Origin of the sequence: Paenibacillus sp. MB22_1, assembly GCF_047200555.1 — a bacterium.
In the GTDB taxonomy this organism is placed as follows: Bacteria; Bacillota; Bacilli; order Paenibacillales; family Paenibacillaceae; genus Fontibacillus; species Fontibacillus phoenicis.
The window spans coordinates 1783515-1800630 of sequence record NZ_JBLADV010000002.1; the positions used below are offsets into that span (position 1 = coordinate 1783515).

Below are 17116 nucleotides of genomic sequence, written 5' to 3' on the forward strand. Positions count from 1 at the left end.
CCATGCAGTGCCAAAGGCATGGTATAATTGACCTTGTGCGAGGAGGGAAGACATGTTCATCCGGAGCATCTACCGCAATTACTTCAAGAACAATTTGTTCATGAAGATTCTTTTGTTTTTTTCAGTCATCACCATCGTTACGATTATTACTTTTTCGTATTTGATGTTTATGTTTATGTCAGAGTCCGCGGTACAGAGACAACTGGACATTCAGAAGCGGGCAATCGAAAGTGTCAGCGATTACATTGGCAGCAAATACGAATCTGTACAGGCAATGGTACGGGGCATTTATCGTGACGAGGAGTTGGCCTCGAACACTTCTTTTTTCTTGGAGCATCCGTATCAGGATTACGTGAATTACCGCTTGGACCGTTTTTATACGGAAAATAATTCGTCAACCGACACCGTTCTGTATTTCCGTAACGTGGTCGACGACGATCCGGACATTCGCAGTTTGATGTTATATAGTTGCTCCTGAAAAAGTCGATTTTCAAAAATAGTTTCGGGTTGCTGGCTGGGTTGTGAGGGGGAACTTTCCCTAATGATCGGTTTCCATGTTAGTTTTGGAGCATTTTTGCCGCTCTTTGCAGGTTGTGGGTCAGAATCCCGAAGCCGACCCAGCATTTTGAGCCGACAAAGCCCCGATACCTGCTGCGGTTCAAACCGTACTTCCGCTTGAGAAGACTAATCTTCGCTTCTCCAGCTGCACGGTAACGCTGCAAGTCTTTGAACCATAATTCGTTTTCGTACTCGGATCGGGCAATGCCTTTTTTGCCCTTTCGCGGCAAGCTAGCTCGCTTCACACCAAGTTCGGTAATGGCCGTTTCGTTCTTCTTGCTTGAGAAACCGCGGTCGGTCGCTACAGCTTGCGGCGCTTTGCCGAATTGCTTGATATGCGCCTGTACAGCGGGAACGAGCAGTTCATCATCCGAGGGGTTCCCCTCGTAGACAGCGTAGCCGGTCACAAAGCCGCTTTCCGTCTCGTCGATTCGCACCTTGTAGCCGAACTCAGTTCCTTTGGCCAGCTTACCTTTCTTAATCGGTCTTGCTTCCGGGTCAAAGAAACTGACGATCCGATCTGCGATGATTCGATTGCCGGAAACGACCTGTTTGGCTTGTTCCAACAACTTGCCGGTTAGCGTGACCGCCTCGGTCAGTTTGGTTTTACTTTGTCGAAGAGCAGCTTTGCCCTTGTCTTGCAGTTTCTCGATAACGGCTTGCGCCTTGTTCACAACGTTCTCGGCTACTTCGATTACGCTCCCAGTGATCCGGTCAACTTCTTCCCAAGATTCACGGGTGCGGCGACGTAGAACTTTCGCGATGGACAGAATCTTTTCCTTGATTTCTGCCGTACGATCTTCAAAGCCTTGAACAGTGTGGGAGGCGACTTTCCGGATTTTCTGAATCGTTCGAGTGATGACTTTTACGCCATCTTGCAACAGCGTAGCGTCTGTCGGGTGATGGATGTCGGATTCCACAACCGTCGTATCCGTGCGCAATTTGCGGGTTTTCAGAACGGCTTTTTCCTCACACTGCTTTACGAGTGCGGCATTGATGTCTTCGACGATCTTGTCGCCGTAGCGTTTGCGGGCATAGATGAGCGTAGACGGGTCGGGCATCGGTTCGTCGATGGCAAACCGGCAGAACATTCGCCATGTGATGCTGTCACCGACTTCCTTCACGAGTGACTCGTAGCCCAAATTGTATTTATGCTTCAGGACCATAAGACGGATGTACTTTTCAATTGCAAGCGTAGGACGGCCGCTTTTCTTGCCTTTCGGGTGCAACTCAGTAAACGGTTGAAGAAAACGGTCGTCGTCCAGTAATTGATCTATGATTGCAAGCTCGACCGGCAACTTTCTAACAGATTCCGGGAGAATGGCATCCCAGATGGTCAATTGCTCGTCTCGAAGTTTCAACATTTTCTTCACCTCTTGGAAGGATTCCCGAGGGCTTCTGTTGAACTCCTATAGCAAAGGAATTCTTCCCTCGGGGTGTGGAACTTTGTTATCTCGTCAATAACAATTTCCATTTTGAGGTGCTGAATTCCTTTTAATTATGCTCAAAACACCCTGACTTTTTCAGGGGAAACTATATAGCGCAGATCTGCAACAGTTATATGTTTTTGGCAGCGATAAGCAATTTAAGATTATCCCTACCAATCAGGCCCGATCCTTCATCCCTGATGTGATGTATCAGGAGGAAGGCGTGAACGTGGGGGCCGCCAACATCTGGGTGCGCAAAACGGTGGGCCTGCCAGATCTCCCGATGTATTCGGTCCGCATCCCCATCAATAATAAGCAATCGCTTCGCAACATCGGGCAGCTCGACGTGTATTTCGATACCGACAAGGTATGGGGCAGCCTCGCGATGTACGAAGATGAACTCAAAGGATCCATCTTGGTGCTGTCCGCTGATGGCAGCGTATTATTTGATTCCTCCGGAACCTATTATGATCAGAAATACCCGTATGCCGAACAAATTAACTCTATGTACGATACCGGGGTGCTGGGTGAAGGGCTGATTGCCACTAAGCTGACGCAAAGCCAGGGAGGTTACACCGTACTCAGTACCGTTCCAAAAGAGGAGCTGGCCAAAACTTATCACGGACTCCGCAACACGATCTTTACCATCAGCTCCATTTGCATTTTGTTTGCGATCCTGATCCCGGCGCTGTTTATCAGCAATTTCGCCAAACGCACGCGAAATATTATTCGGTTTACCCGCAGAGTTCGCAACGGGGATCTCACCGCACGGATCGACGAGTTCCGGGAGGACGAGCTGGGGCAGATCTCCAAGAGCTTTAATGACATGCTGGACGAGCTGAATGTATACATCGACCGGGTGTTCAAAGCGGAGATTAAGCAGCAGCAAACCGAGCTCGTTGCGTTGCAGGCGCGGATCAATCCACACTTCTTATACAATACGCTGGAAGTGATCCGGATGCGGGCCATTTCCCAAGGGGCGAAAGACGTGGGCGAAATGATATACAGCTTGTCCGTTCTGTTCAAGAGCATGGTGCAACAAAAGAAAAACTATACGCTTAAGGATGAGCTGGAAGCTTGCCGATTTTATTTAGAGCTGTTCCGCATCCGTTACCGGGATCGCTTTAGTTATGAGATTCAAGCAGATCCTTCGCTTCTTGGCAAAGCGATGGTTCGTTTGTCTTTGCAGCCTATTGTGGAGAACTATATTGTGCACGGGATTCAAACCGACCAAAGCGATAACCGGATTACGATTGAGGTGCGGGAAGACGGGGATTCGCTGGTGGCGGTGGTCCAAGATAACGGAAAGGGCATCGAACCCGACCGGCTGGCGGAAATCCACCGGGAGCTGGAGCGGGAAGAAGAAACCGGGCAAATGTTTGGACTTCGCAGCGTACATTCGCGGCTGCGTTTCCTGTACGGCCCGGACTACGGAATCAAGATCGAGAGCACGCCCGGCAGCGGGACAACCATCACAGTTCGTTTTCCGAATCGGGAAGGAATGGAGGGGGAAGATGTATAAGGTATTTATCGTCGATGACGAACCGTTCATCATCGAAGGCTTATACGATATCGTGGACTGGCCGCAGTTTGGCTTGGAAATTGTCGGACACGCAGAGAACGGCCAGCAGGCGCTGGACGCCCTTGCTACGAAGCCGGTGGATGTATTAATCACGGACATCTCCATGCCGGTCATGAACGGGTTAACGCTGATTTCCGAGGCGCGGAAGCTGCACAAGGAATTGAAGGTCATTATTTTGAGCGGATTTAACGAGTTTGATTACCTCAAAGAGGGCATGAAGCTTGGCATTGAAAACTACCTGCTGAAGCCGATTAATGTTGAGGAGCTGGAATCGACGCTGCGCAACACGGTGCAGAAGCTGGACAGCGTGGATACAAACGGACTCTACGACGCCTATGATATCCAAATCCTGAAGGACAACACGCTTTACCGCTGGCTGAACGGGCAGATGGCGGCTGCGGAATTCGAGGAGCGAGCCGAGCTGCTGGGCTTGCATTTGCAGGGGCCTTATGTTGCGGTGGCGATGCTGCGCACCGAAGGCAACTCGGCCGAAGTATTTGATCGCGCTGAACGTTACCTCAAGGCGTGGCGGGGAATCACCCTATTCCACGATGTAGATGGCGATATTGGAATCGTGGCTTCCCTTCCTGCCGGGGCAGAGGAGAAGCGGACTTTTGCCGAACTGATGGAGCATCTGTCCCTGGAATTGTCAGTCATGAACCAGACGATTCAAATGGGCGTAGGTAATGTGGGACGGTTGCCTGAAGCGGCATCTCTCAGCTATAAGCAAGCCAAGCGTGCCCTTGAATATTACTTGATTTATCCGGAACGGCGGACGATGGAATACAAGCAGCTAGAGAGTACCCGCGCCGGCGGCGTATTGGAGAGCGGCTATCCGCTAGGCTGGGACGATTACGCCAAGTTGATTTTGGCGAAGGATAAGGATGGATTAAGAAAACGGATTTGCCAAGATTTCGAGCGGTTGAAGCAGACGGAGGGCATTCGTCCCGAGGATGTGCAGAATATCGCCTTGGAACTGGTGGTCCGCTTTAAAATGGAGCTTCAGCATATTAAATATACGGAAGAGACAGACTTGTTTAAGAACACGCTTCAACGTGTCCAGCGCTGTGATTCGTTTCAAGAGCTGGTCCAAAGTCTCGTAAATTTGGCGGAGGAGACGGTTGGTTCGCTTCTACAGGATGCTAAGAATCCGGTGGTGCATCAGGTGTTGAACTACATCGACTCGCATTACGCCGACGAACTGTCGCTCAAAACGCTGGGCGCGCAATACCATATTCATCCGGTGTATCTCGGGCAGTTATTTCACAAGGAGACGGGGATGTCCTTTGCCGAGTATATTAACAAGTACCGGATCGAAAAGGCGAAGCAACAACTCAAAAATACCAATCTCAAAGTGCACGAAATCGCGCGGAGCGTGGGCTACTGGGAGATCGGTTATTTCTATAAGCAGTTCCGGAAATACGTGGGGATCTCCCCCACCGACTTTAAGGCACTGCATTAGATCGAATAGGGGAGGGTACCCTGGAGCAAGGAGATTTTTAACCACCTAAATCGGTTGGTTTTCCTTGGTTCCGGGGTATTGTCCTTTTCTTTAATTTGTACCTTAATTTTTTAAGTTTATCTTCTTTTTGTAACGGCTTTCATTCGGTAAGGTTAGGTTAGTCGAACAAAACAAAAGAGATTCAAAAGGGAGGATCAGCATGAGTAAAAGCAAAAGAAGTTTTTCTTTCGTCCTTGCCACTCTGATGGCCATGGTGCTTGTTCTGAGCGCATGCGGCGGAAGCAAGAACGCGGACAGCGGCAGCAACAGCGGAGCCGCAGCGGGCAACTCGGAGGAACCGGTTAACCTGATTTGGTACACGATCGGTACGCCTCAAAAAGACGTAGACCGCGTAATGGAAGAAGTCAGCAAGTACACCAAAGAGAAAATCAATGCAACAATTACGATGAAAATGATCGACTGGGGCGACTACGCACAAAAGATGCAAGTGAACGTCGCTTCCGGTGAACCGATGGATATCATCTTCACTTCCGCAGGTGGTTTCGACTACGTGCAAAACGCTAGAAAAGGCGCGTTCCTGCAACTGGACGAGCTGCTCGAGCAATATGGACAAGACCTGAAGAACACTATCGACCCTGCGTTCCTGGAAGGCTCCAAAGTCGACGGGCATAACTACGGGATCCCGGCGAACAAAGAACTTCCGCAACAAGAAGTATGGCGCTTCAACAAAACGTTCTTGGACAAGTATAACCTGGACATCTCGAACGTTCGTTCCTTGGCAAGCATCGAGCCATTGTTGAAAACGATTAAAGAAAATGAACCGGGCGTAACGCCGTTCGCAATGAACAAAGAATACGTTCCGTATGTTCCTTACGATTACATTATTCAAAACCTGCCGATGGCGGTAAAACTGGATACGACCGATTATAAAATCGTAAACATCCTGGAAACGCCGGAAATGCAAGAAGCTCTGAACTTGATGCACAAGTACTATAAAGCAGGTTACGTAGCTCCGGAAGCGGCTACAACTGGCTCTACCAGCGACCTGATGACTTCCGGTCAATGGTTCATGGACCGTGCACAAACCCAGCCGCTGGCGGATAACCTATGGTCTGCAAGCTACGGCTACCCTGTAGTATCTACACCGGCAAGTGACGCGATTATCACGAACACTTCCGTACAAGGTTCGATCATGGCGATCTCCGCGAACTCCGAACATCCGGAGAAAGCAATGGAATTCCTGAACCTGCTGAACACCGATCCGGTGCTGCGCAACATGGTTGACTCCGGTATCGAAGGCGTTCACTACAAGAAAATCGATGACACCCACTACGAAAACCTGGCAGAATCGAAAAACTACGACATGCCTTCGTACTCTTTGGGTAACAACATGCTCCTGTACTTGAATGCCAACGACCCAGACGACAAATGGGAGCAATTCAAGAAGTTTAACGCAGAAGGCGTGAATTCGCCAATCCTGAGCTTCAACTTCGACAGCACGAAAGTAGCTACCGAAATGGCCGCTGTACAAAACGTAAAAGAGCAATTCTGGTCCTCGTTGATGACGGGTACGGTTGATCCGGCGGAATACCTGCCAAAAGCAATCAAAAAATTCAAAGAGGCAGGCCTGGACAAGGTGATTGCTGAAGCCCAAGCTCAGCTCGATGCCTGGAGAGCTGAAAACAACAAGTAATCATTATAGAGATAGAGAGGGATCGGGCGGGTGATAGTTGCGCCCGATCCTTTTTCATTATTTTTCGACAGGAGGGGAACATCATGGCTGCATTTTTCAAAAACCTGCTTAAGAATAAAGTCATGTTATTTATGGTGTTGCCGGGTGCCGTTTGGTTTTTCTTCTTCTCGTACCTTCCGCTGGTCGGTACGATTACGGCGTTTAAGCAATACCGCTTCAGCCGTGACGGATTCTGGGCGAGTATCGCGCGGAGTGAGTGGGTAGGTTGGGAAAACTTCAAGTTCCTGTTCAGTACAAACGATGCCTTTACCATTACCCGCAACACGTTGTTATACAACCTTGCTTTTATTTTCATTGGACTCATCCTTTCCGTGGCGATGGCGATTCTGTTGTCTGAGCTGGTCGGCAAGACCATGGCCAAAGTGTATCAAACCGGGATGTTCCTGCCCTACTTCCTTTCCTGGGTTATCGTCGGCTACTTTGCGTTCAGCTTCCTGAGCATGGACCGGGGGATGATTAACCAGATTTTAGGTTGGTTTGGCGTGGAGCGAATTAACTGGTATTCGGAGCCAAAATATTGGCCTTATATTTTGATATTCGTCAACCTATGGAAAACGATCGGCTACAACAGTGTCGTTTACCTGGCTTCGATCATGGGTATCGACAAATCGCTTTATGAAGCGGCGATGATTGACGGTGCGACCAAATGGCAGCAAATCCGCAACATCACGGTTCCCCTGCTCTCCCCAATCATCATTATCATGACACTGCTGGCGGTAGGGCGGATCTTCTACGCCGACTTCGGCTTATTCTACCAAGTGCCAAGAGATTCGGGTACGCTCTATCAAGTCACGAACGTCATCGACACTTACGTATACCGCGGTCTAAAAACAACCGGGGAAATCGGCATGAGTACGGCGGCCGGTCTTTATCAATCGGTGGTAGGCTTTATTCTCGTCATGGTTTCTAACTTCATCGTGCGCAAAATGGATAAAGACAGCGCCCTGTTTTAAAACAGCTGAAAGGAGTGTCAAGTTATGGCGGAGATGGCTAGAAAAAGCAAAGATTTTCATCATGTCTCTCGCGGCTGGAACGCCGTATTGCACCTGATCGCCGGTATTTTTTCGTTCATGTGCGTATTTCCCTTTATCTTTGTTGTGATTATTTCCTTTACCGATGAGAAGACGTTGGCAACGGACGGTTACCGGCTGCTGCCGGCCAAATGGAGTCTCGATGCGTACCGCTTCGTGTTTGAGAGCGGTGACTCCCTGCTTCGTTCTTACGGCGTAACCATCGCAGTCACGCTGATAGGTACGATTCTCAGTTTGGTCATGATTTCGCTTTATGCTTATGCGATTTCGCGGAAGAGCTTCCGTTACCGGAGATTTTTCTCTGTATTTGCGATTGTGACTATGCTGTTTAACGGCGGGATGATTCCTACCTATATGGTGGTATCCCAGTTGATGGGTTTGAAAGATTCGTTGTGGGCGCTGATTTTGCCGCTCGCAATGAATGCGTTCTATATCATGATCTTACGTACGTTTTATAGTACAAGCGTTCCGGAGGCGATTATTGAATCGGCGCGGATTGACGGTGCCGGCGATTTCTATATTTTCCTGCGAATCGTCTTGCCGCTGTCGCTCCCAGGTCTTGCAACGATCGGCTTGTTCAGCACGCTGGGTTACTGGAACGACTGGTTTAATGCACTTTTGTATATCGACAATCCGAACTTAGTGCCGCTGCAGTCGATGCTGATGCGGATCGAATCAAGTATTGCGTTTATCCAGCAAAACTCGCAGAATACTTCACTTAGCCTGGCTGCGATGCAATCCATTCCGCAGGACACTTCGCGGATGGCGATGGTCGTGCTGGCGACGCTGCCAATTATTTTTGCATATCCGTTCTTTCAACGGTATTTTGTACAAGGACTTACGGTAGGCGCTGTCAAAGAATAAATATAGCTTCATTGAACCTTCTCGATGCTGAAAAGTAAATTTTTTAGTTTAAATCATTTTTGAACCCTTTTGGAATCAAGGAGAAAATGAAAGGAACGAGGTGGAGATGTTGCTATACAAAGACAGCTCGAAGCCCATCCCGGAACGAGTAGAGCATTTGCTCGGGCTGATGACATTGGAAGAAAAGGCCGGCCAGCTGGTCCAGCCTTTCGGCTGGCAGACCTATGAGCATAAAGATGGAGAGATCAAGCTGACCGAAGCGTTCAAGGAGCAGGTGAAAAGCGGCGGTGTCGGTTCTCTATACGGCGTGCTGCGCGCGGATCCGTGGACGGGCGTGACGCTGGAAACCGGCTTGTCGCCGCGTGAAGGTGCGGAGGCTGTGAATGCCATCCAGCGGTATGCCATTGAGAACTCCCGTCTCGGCATCCCGATCCTGATCGGGGAAGAGTGCTCGCACGGCCATATGGCCATTGGGGCCACGGTGTTCCCGGTGCCGTTGTCGCTCGGCAGCACCTGGAACGTGGAGCTGTATCGCGAGATGTGCCGGGCGGTGGCCCGGGAGACGCGCGCCCAGGGCGGCGCGGTCACGTATTCTCCAGTCCTCGACGTTGTGCGTGATCCCCGCTGGGGCCGGACCGAAGAATGCTTTGGCGAAGACGCTTATTTGATCAGCGAAATGGCCGTGGCTTCGGTCGAAGGCTTGCAAGGGGAGAGCTTGGACGGAGAGGACAGCGTGGCGGCTACGCTGAAGCACTTCGTCGGCTACGGCAGCTCCGAGGGCGGCCGAAATGCCGGCCCAGTTCATATGGGACGGCGCGAACTGCTGGAGGTCGACCTGCTGCCGTTCCGCAAGGCGGTGGAAGCCGGTGCGGCTTCGATCATGCCGGCCTACAACGAGATCGACGGCGTTCCATGTACGACCAATGAGGAATTGTTGGACGGCGTCCTGCGCGGCGAGTGGGGGTTTGACGGCATGGTCATCACCGACTGCGGCGCGATCGACATGCTCGCCTCCGGCCACGATGTGGCAGAGGACGGACGGGACGCGGCGATCCAAGCGATCCGCGCGGGCATCGATATGGAGATGTCCGGCGTGATGTTCGGCAAGCATCTGGTGGAGGCGGTACGGTCGGGACAGCTGGAGGAGGAAGTGCTCGATCGCGCGGTACGCCGCGTATTGACGCTGAAATTCCGCCTCGGGCTGTTTGAACGTCCGTACGCCGACCCAGAGCGGGCCGAGCGGGTGATTGGCAGCGCGGAACATGTGGAGCTGGCCCGGCAACTGGCCAGCGAAGGCGTTGTGCTGCTCAAGAACAAAGACGGCGTGCTGCCGCTGTCGGCGGACGCCGGTACCATCGCCGTTATCGGGCCGAACGCCGATGCGGGGTACAACCAGCTGGGCGACTACACCTCGCCACAGCCGCGGTCCAAGGTTACGACCGTGCTCGGCGGAATCCGCAGCAAGCTGGCTGAAACGCCGGAACGGGTGCTGTATGCGCCGGGCTGCCGGATCAACGGCAATTCCCGGGAAGGTTTTGACGTGGCGTTGTCTTGCGCGGAGAAGGCGGATACGGTGGTTATGGTCGTGGGTGGCTCAAGCGCACGGGACTTTGGCGAGGGGACCATTGACCTTCGCACCGGCGCTTCCAAAGTGACCGACAATGCGGAGAGCGACATGGATTGCGGCGAAGGCATTGACCGCATGAACCTCAGCTTATCCGGCGTACAGCTGGAGCTGATTCAAGAAATTCATAAATTGGGTAAGCCGCTCGTGGTGGTTTATATCAACGGACGGCCGATTGCCGAGCCGTGGATCGACGAGCACGCCGATGCGATCCTCGAAGCCTGGTATCCGGGGCAAGAAGGCGGGCATGCGATCGCCGACATCCTCTTCGGCGACGTGAATCCATCGGGACGTCTGACGATCTCGATTCCAAAGCATGTTGGACAGGTTCCGGTCTACTACCACGGCAAACGTTCGCGGGGCAAACGGTATCTGGAAGGCGATTCGCAGCCGCGTTATCCGTTTGGGTACGGACTGAGCTATACCGAATTCACCTATAACAATTTAAAGCTGGAGTCCGATACGATTAATAAGGACGGCTCAACGAAGGTGACGGTTGAAGTGACGAACGTCGGCGAACGTGCTGGTGCGGAAGTCATTCAACTGTATATTACCGATGTTGCAAGTAAGGTAACCCGGCCGGCGAAGGAGTTGAAAGGCTTCCGTAAAATATTCCTGCAACCGGGCGAGACCCAGACCGTGGAATTTACGGTCGGTCCAGAGCAGCTGCAATACATCGGCCAGAATTATAAACCGGTGGTGGAGCCGGGCGAATTCCGGGTGCACGTCGGCAAGAACGTAAATGATACGCTGAGCGCCAATCTCTTTGTGCGGGAGGATTAATTGATATGGAACGCATCAGACGTTTTATCCGGGAACTATCGGAAGCCCAGTGGCTGGATCAAATCCAGCTGCGCGGGTGGGAGATCACTTCTTCCGTATACCAGGTTCCCGGCAGCTACACGAAGGAAACTGAATATTCGGAGGGACAAGCCTTCGAGCGCTTCCCTAGCACGCAGGGAACCACGTATTTCTTCCGTACCCAACTGGAGATTCCGAAAGGGTGGCGCGGCGGGCAGGTGGGCCTCATCTTTGCCTCCGGCGGCGAAGGTCTGCTGCGCATCAATGGCAAATCGGCCCAGGGCCTGGACCGGAACCATACGTTCGTGACGCTTCCGCAGGAGTCGGGACAAGGCCCGCTCTCGCTGGAAATCGAGCTGTATGACCCGATCCCTGAACCGGTGGATCCGCTGAACCAACAAGCGGTGATTCAGCCGCCGATTTCGCGGATCGACAGCCGTCTGGTACTGGTGAACCGGCCGGTGCAAAGCTTGATGTATACGGCAACGGTTGTCCGCGATGCCACGGTGCTGCTGCCGGAACAGGATTTTCGGCGCACCCGCCTGATCGAGGCGCTGTATGCCGCCATGGACGGGTTCGTGGCGCTGGACAAGGAAGCGATTCGCGAGGGTGGAGCGATTACCGAGCTGGAACAGCGGCTCACCGAGCGGGTGAAGGCGATCGGCGGCAATGCCGAAGGCCTGATCCACATGGTCGGCCAGTCGCATATCGACATCGCCTGGCTGTGGCCGGTGCGGGAGACGGTGCGCAAGACGAGCCGGACGTTCTCGACGGTTGATGCGCTGATGCGCGAATACCCGGAATACCGCTACACCCAAAGCCAACCGCTGCTGTTCGCCTTCCTGAAAGAGAACGACCCCGAGTTGTACGAGCGGGTGAAGGCGCGGATCAAGGAGGGGCGCTGGGAATTGGTTGGCGGCATGTGGGTAGAGCCGGATTTGAACCTGCCAAGCGGCGAATCGCTGATGCGGCAGATGCTGTACGGGCAACGTTTCTATCAGGAGGAGTTCGGCTTCACCTCGGAGATTGAATGGCTGCCAGACACGTTTGGTTATTGCGCATCATTGCCGCAAATTTTGAAGCATGGCGGGATTCGCTATTTTATGACGACCAAGCTTGGCTGGAACGACACTAACGTATTCCCGTACGACCTGTTCCATTGGGTCGGCATTGACGGCACGCCAATGCTGTCGTATCTGAACCACGGCGTAAATGAAAATACGTTGCCGAAGGACGTTCACGATCACTGGCAATCGTATCGCCAAAAAGCGGTCCATCCGGAGCAAATGCTGCTTTACGGACATGGCGACGGCGGCGGCGGGGTGACCCGTGAAATGCTGGAGTACATTCACCGCGCTGATCTGATGGTAGGTCAGCCGGCAAGCGAATATAGCACGGCAGCGGAGTTCTTTGCTGGCATCGAAGCGGCGCAGCCGAAATTGCCGGCATGGCACGGCGACCTGTACCTTGAATTGCACCGGGGGACGTATACGACCCACGGGCGCAACAAGCGCAGCAATCGCAAAGCGGAGATCCTGTACCGCGAGGCGGAGCTATGGAACGCGTTGGCCGCTCCGGCGATGCTGAAGGATCAGCAACGCGAGGCGCAAAGCACGCTGCAGGAGGGCTGGAAGCTGATCCTGTTGAACCAGTTCCACGACATCATTCCGGGTTCGGCGATTACCGAAGCGTACGAGACATCGACGAAAGAATATGGAGAGATTTTTGAGAAAGGAAACGCCGGGCTGCGTCAGGGTCTGACGACCTTGGCTGAACGGGTATCGACCACGGGCGAAGGTACGCCGTACATCGTCTTTAACAGCCTAGGCTGGACGCGCGATGTGATCGTGTCCCTTCCGGAACAAGCTTATCGGAGCGGCGCGGCTGCATACGACGAGCAGGGGACACGGCTTGAGCTGGATGTGCGGACGGATCTTGGCGGAGAAACCGCGGCTTGGGTCCGCGTGCCGGAGGTTCCGGCGTTTGGCTACAAGACGATTTGGCTGCGGAACGAAGCGGGAGCAGTTGCCCGAACTAAGGCGGATTCCCTGGACGGAAGCCAAGCGTTCCAAGGCGAGTGGGAAACGGAGTTCTACCGCCTGAAATTTAACGACCGCGGCGAGATCGTCAGCCTGTGGGATAAGGAAGCCGGACGGGAGATCGTGAAATCCGGGGAAAGCGCAAACCGCTTCCACTTCTATCACGACCGTCCTACGCTGTGGGATGCTTGGGACATTGACCCGCGCTATGAACAGCAACCGGCCGGCGAGGCTGTATTGCTGGAGAGCGGTCTGGTTGCAAGCGGGCCCGTCCAAGACGTACTGCGCTTCCGCTGGAGTATTGGTCAATCGGAAATCACGCAGGATCTGATTCTGTATCATCACAACAAGCGGATTGATTTCCAAACGAAGGTGAATTGGAACGAAGCTCACAAGCTGCTGAAGGTTGGGTTCCCGATCGACCTCGTTACGGACAAAGCGACTTACGAAATTCCGTTCGGGGCGCTGGAACGTCCAACACATCGCAATACGAGCTGGGAGCAGGCGCAATTTGAGGTGTGCGGACACCGGTTCGCCGACGTTTCCGAACGCGGATACGGCGTCAGCCTGCTAAATGACTGCAAATACGGCTACGACATCCAAGGCAGCACGATTCGCCTGTCGCTGCTGCGGGCGCCAAAATGGCCGGACGTGACCGCCGATCTGGGCGAGCATGAATTTACGTATTCGCTGTACCCGCACCAAGGCGACTGGCAGACTGCGCACACGGTGCGCGCGGCGGCAGAGCTCAACCATGCGCCGGCAGTATGGGCGGCAGAATCGCATGAAGGCTCGCTGCCTTCCACCGGGGCGTTGCTCGGGTTTACGGGCGAGCACGTGGTGCTCGACACGGTGAAACTGGCCGAGGACGGCGACGGCGTGATCCTGCGCCTGTACGAATCGGCAGGCGGCCGCGAACGCGTGGCGCTAAATTGGAACGAGCCGGTTTCGGCGGCGTTCCGGTCCGACGCTTTGGAGCGGGAGCTGGAGCCGATTACGCTGGCGGACGGAGGGCGGATCGAGCTCGATTTTGCCCCGTATGAAATTAAGACGCTGAAGTTGAAGTAATGGGTGAAGATGGGTTGGTGCACGTTGGCAGCGGGAAGTCAGCTCGCAAGTTAACGGGATGGTTAGCAAGATAGTCAGAAGATAGTTGACGGGAACGTTAGCTGGAATGCTAGCAGGTTAGCAGGAATGGTGGCAGGAAAGCTATCAGACTGTTAACTGGAAAAAGTACCGCTAATTCAGCCGTTTTCTTAGGATGGATGTAATTTAACTGGAATTTCTACCGTTAATTTAACGAATTTTCGCCGACTTCGGCCAATGAGGCTAAATTAACTGTACGATTTACCGTTAAATGAACGATTTAGCGGGAAACTGGTGAATTAGCAGTAGGATTTACCGTTAATTTGCAGATTGCCCGTCGCCCGCCAGCCCAACCGCCCTCAAGATCATAGAAGCGAAACGAAACGAAGCCAAATGAAATGACCTATAAAGGAGCGAGAAGACAAGCTCATGGAACAATTTAGACTCCCGAAAATACCGATGCCGCCGCTGGAATTGCCGCAATCCATTAAGGATGTACTGGCCGAGGCCGAAACGAAACTGGCGCATCGTCCGAAATTGCTGCAGCTGTTCAAGAATTGTTTTCCGAACACGCTCGAGACGACAACCAAGCTGATGGACGACGGAACCACCTTCGTCATCACCGGAGACATCCCGGCTTCTTGGCTGCGCGATTCCGTGGAGCAAGTAATCCACTATGTGCCGTTCGCCAAGAACGATCCCGATTTGCAGCGGATCATCAGCGGACTGATCAAACGCCATATTCATTATGTTCATATCGATCCGTACGCGAACGCATTTAACGAGTCGGCCAACGACTGGCACTGGAATACAACTGACGTGACCGAGATGTCCCCATGGGTGTGGGAGCGCAAATTCGAAATCGACTCCTTGTGCTTCGTGGTCCGCTTGGCCTACACGTATTGGAAGGAAACGGAGCAGACCGATATTTTTGATGCCGGCTTTAAATCCGCAATGCGGAAAATCTACGAAGTGTTCAAAACCGAGCAGCATCACTTCGAGAAATCGCCATATCGCTTTACCCGCAACAACGGAATCCCTACCGATTCCTTGCGGAACAACGGAATGGGCATGCCGGTGAACTATACGGGAATGATCTGGTCGGGCTTCCGTTCCAGCGACGACGCCTGCGATTTCCATTACAACATTCCGGGCAACATGTTTGCGGTTGTGGCGCTGCGTCAAATGCAGGAATTCGCCGAGTGGGTCTTCCGCGACATGGACTTCCTGGCCGAACTGAAGGAGCTGGAGTTTGAGGTTGACCACGGCATTAAGCTGTACGGGATCTACCGCCATCCGGAATTCGGTCCGATTTACGCCTACGAAACCGACGGCTTTGGCAACTACTGCTTGATGGATGACGCCGGCACGCCGGGCCTCATGTCCATTCCGTACCTGGGCTACGTTAGCGCAGACGATCCGATTTATCAAAATACACGGCGTTTTGCCCTGAGCAAAGAGAATCCGTTCTACTTCGAAGGCAAAGCAGCCAAAGGCATCGGCAGCCCGCATACACCAGAGAATTACATCTGGCATATGGCCTTGTCGATGCAGGGGCTCACCGCGCAAACGAAGGAAGAGAAGCTGGAAATGATCGCAATGCTGGAGGCGACCGACGCCGGAACCGGCTACATGCATGAAGGTTTCCACGCCGACGATCCAAATACGTTTACGCGCAAATGGTTCGCTTGGTCGAACAGCTTGTTCTCGCAGCTGGTGTACCAGGCGATGCAGGAAGGTATATTGTAACGCATCGATCTGCAAGCGGCGCTGAAAGTGTCCGTTAGGATGCGAACGCGCCCCCAATTCATATCCCACATATCTCAAAGGAGACTTGACCATGAGCAAAATTATCGGCGAACCTTTAAAAAATATCCCTTGGCAAGACAAACCGGCCGGCTCGAACGCCCCGGTATGGCGTTACTCTCAAAACCCAATCATAGAGCGTCATGCGATCCCGAACTCCAACAGCGTGTTTAACTCCGCGGTCGTGCCTTTTGAAGGCGGATTTGCCGGTGTGTTCCGCTGCGATTCGCGTTCGGTCAGCATGGATATTTTTGCAGGATTCAGTGACGACGGCATCAACTGGAAAATCAACCACGAGCCAATCCAATTCGAAGGCGACGAGGAAGTGACCAAACGGGAATACCGCTACGACCCGCGCGTCTGCAAAATCGGCGACCGCTACTACATCACCTGGTGTAACGGCTACCATGGCCCAACGATCGGTATTGCGTACACGACGGACTTCAAGACGTTCCATCAGCTGGAAAACGCCTTTTTGCCGTACAATCGCAATGGTGTGCTGTTCCCGCGCAAGATCGGTGAACGTTACGCGATGCTCAGCCGCCCAAGTGACACGGGCCACACGCCGTTTGGCGATATTTTCTACAGCGAAAGCCCAGACCTGACCTTCTGGGGCAAACATCGCTATGTGATGGGTACGATTAACGGCGATGCTTCTGCATGGCAATCGAAAAAAATCGGCCCAGGACCGGTTCCGATCGAAACCGACCAAGGCTGGCTGCTGATCTACCACGGCGTCATCAATACCTGCAACGGCTTCGTTTACCGCATGGGCTGCGCCCTGCTGGACATCGACAAACCGTGGATCGTCAAAGCGCGTTCGCGTAACTATATCCTCGGTCCAGAAGAGCTGTACGAATGCGTCGGCGACGTGCCAAACGTGACGTTCCCTTGCGCCGCTTTGACTGACGCCGAAACCGGCCGGATCGCGATCTACTACGGCTGTGCGGATACAGTTACCGGCCTGGCCTTCACTACCGTGGACGAGCTGCTGAAGTACATGGAAGAATATCCGCTGGAGACAGAAGCGTAAGGAACAAAAGCTCATCTACCAAATTACAAACCACGGAGGAAAGCGGGGGT

Annotated in this window: 11 protein-coding genes; 10 read left to right on the plus strand and 1 reads right to left on the minus strand. The window is 53.0% G+C overall.

All coding sequences use genetic code 11. The features are described 5' to 3' along the window. Positions 1–52: 52 nt before the first annotated feature. Positions 53–478, plus strand: a complete 426-nt coding sequence (locus ACL02P_RS20050) for a hypothetical protein (protein ID WP_412837959.1) — start codon at positions 53–55, stop codon at positions 476–478. A 79-nt stretch (positions 479–557) separates the two neighbouring features. On the opposite strand, the gene ACL02P_RS20055 is transcribed toward ACL02P_RS20050, so the two are convergent. After that, a complete protein-coding gene (locus tag ACL02P_RS20055; RefSeq protein ID WP_019007868.1) occupies positions 558–1922 on the minus strand; it encodes an ISNCY family transposase in 1365 nt (454 codons plus the stop codon). 286 nt (positions 1923–2208) lie between these two features. Here ACL02P_RS20055 and ACL02P_RS20060 point away from each other — a divergent pair, with 286 nt between their 5' ends. From ACL02P_RS20060 to ACL02P_RS20100, 9 genes are all read left to right on the plus strand, one after another. Beyond that, positions 2209–3507 carry a sensor histidine kinase gene (locus ACL02P_RS20060; protein WP_412837960.1) on the plus strand — a complete coding sequence of 433 codons (1299 nt, stop codon included), beginning with the start codon at positions 2209–2211 and terminating at the stop codon, positions 3505–3507. Continuing rightward, positions 3500–5029, plus strand: coding sequence for a response regulator transcription factor (locus ACL02P_RS20065; RefSeq protein ID WP_323078776.1), 1530 nt, complete (start codon positions 3500–3502; stop codon positions 5027–5029). The genes ACL02P_RS20060 and ACL02P_RS20065 overlap by 8 nt, the downstream gene beginning before the upstream one ends. A 199-nt stretch (positions 5030–5228) precedes the next feature. Beyond that, positions 5229–6722 (plus strand): ABC transporter substrate-binding protein, encoded by a 1494-nt coding sequence (locus tag ACL02P_RS20070; RefSeq protein ID WP_412837961.1) that lies wholly within the window; start codon positions 5229–5231, stop codon positions 6720–6722. Between the two features lie 83 nt (positions 6723–6805). Beyond that, positions 6806–7735, plus strand: coding sequence for an ABC transporter permease (locus ACL02P_RS20075; RefSeq protein ID WP_009223899.1), 930 nt, complete (start codon positions 6806–6808; stop codon positions 7733–7735). Positions 7736–7759: 24 nt separating this feature from the next. Continuing rightward, the gene (locus tag ACL02P_RS20080) at positions 7760–8677 is read left to right on the plus strand and encodes a carbohydrate ABC transporter permease (RefSeq protein WP_016313765.1); all 918 of its coding nucleotides are present in this window, start codon (positions 7760–7762) and stop codon (positions 8675–8677) included. Positions 8678–8783: 106 nt separating this feature from the next. Beyond that, a complete protein-coding gene (locus ACL02P_RS20085) occupies positions 8784–11084 on the plus strand; it encodes a glycoside hydrolase family 3 N-terminal domain-containing protein (RefSeq protein ID WP_412837962.1) in 2301 nt (766 codons plus the stop codon). A 5-nt stretch (positions 11085–11089) separates the two neighbouring features. Further along, positions 11090–14209, plus strand: coding sequence for an alpha-mannosidase (locus tag ACL02P_RS20090; protein ID WP_260071535.1), 3120 nt, complete (start codon positions 11090–11092; stop codon positions 14207–14209). A 447-nt stretch (positions 14210–14656) separates the two neighbouring features. Then, the gene (locus ACL02P_RS20095) at positions 14657–15976 is read left to right on the plus strand and encodes a glycoside hydrolase family 125 protein (protein WP_036644398.1); all 1320 of its coding nucleotides are present in this window, start codon (positions 14657–14659) and stop codon (positions 15974–15976) included. Between the two features lie 91 nt (positions 15977–16067). Beyond that, positions 16068–17066 (plus strand): glycoside hydrolase family 130 protein, encoded by a 999-nt coding sequence (locus ACL02P_RS20100; protein ID WP_009223904.1) that lies wholly within the window; start codon positions 16068–16070, stop codon positions 17064–17066. The last annotated feature ends 50 nt before the right edge of the window (positions 17067–17116 follow it).

Bases quoted from the DNA above. Each gene is read 5' to 3' on its own strand.
- ACL02P_RS20065 (WP_323078776.1), top strand. From the start codon at position 3,500: ATGTATAAGGTATTTATCGTCGATGACGAACCGTTCATCATCGAAGGC.
- ACL02P_RS20085 (WP_412837962.1), top strand. From the start codon at position 8,784: ATGTTGCTATACAAAGACAGCTCGAAGCCCATCCCGGAACGAGTAGAG.
- ACL02P_RS20100 (WP_009223904.1), top strand. From the start codon at position 16,068: ATGAGCAAAATTATCGGCGAACCTTTAAAAAATATCCCTTGGCAAGAC.
- ACL02P_RS20090 (WP_260071535.1), top strand. From the start codon at position 11,090: ATGGAACGCATCAGACGTTTTATCCGGGAACTATCGGAAGCCCAGTGG.
- ACL02P_RS20075 (WP_009223899.1), top strand. From the start codon at position 6,806: ATGGCTGCATTTTTCAAAAACCTGCTTAAGAATAAAGTCATGTTATTT.
- ACL02P_RS20095 (WP_036644398.1), top strand. From the start codon at position 14,657: ATGGAACAATTTAGACTCCCGAAAATACCGATGCCGCCGCTGGAATTG.
- ACL02P_RS20070 (WP_412837961.1), top strand. From the start codon at position 5,229: ATGAGTAAAAGCAAAAGAAGTTTTTCTTTCGTCCTTGCCACTCTGATG.
- ACL02P_RS20055 (WP_019007868.1), bottom strand. From the start codon at position 1,922: ATGTTGAAACTTCGAGACGAGCAATTGACCATCTGGGATGCCATTCTC.
- ACL02P_RS20050 (WP_412837959.1), top strand. From the start codon at position 53: ATGTTCATCCGGAGCATCTACCGCAATTACTTCAAGAACAATTTGTTC.
- ACL02P_RS20080 (WP_016313765.1), top strand. From the start codon at position 7,760: ATGGCGGAGATGGCTAGAAAAAGCAAAGATTTTCATCATGTCTCTCGC.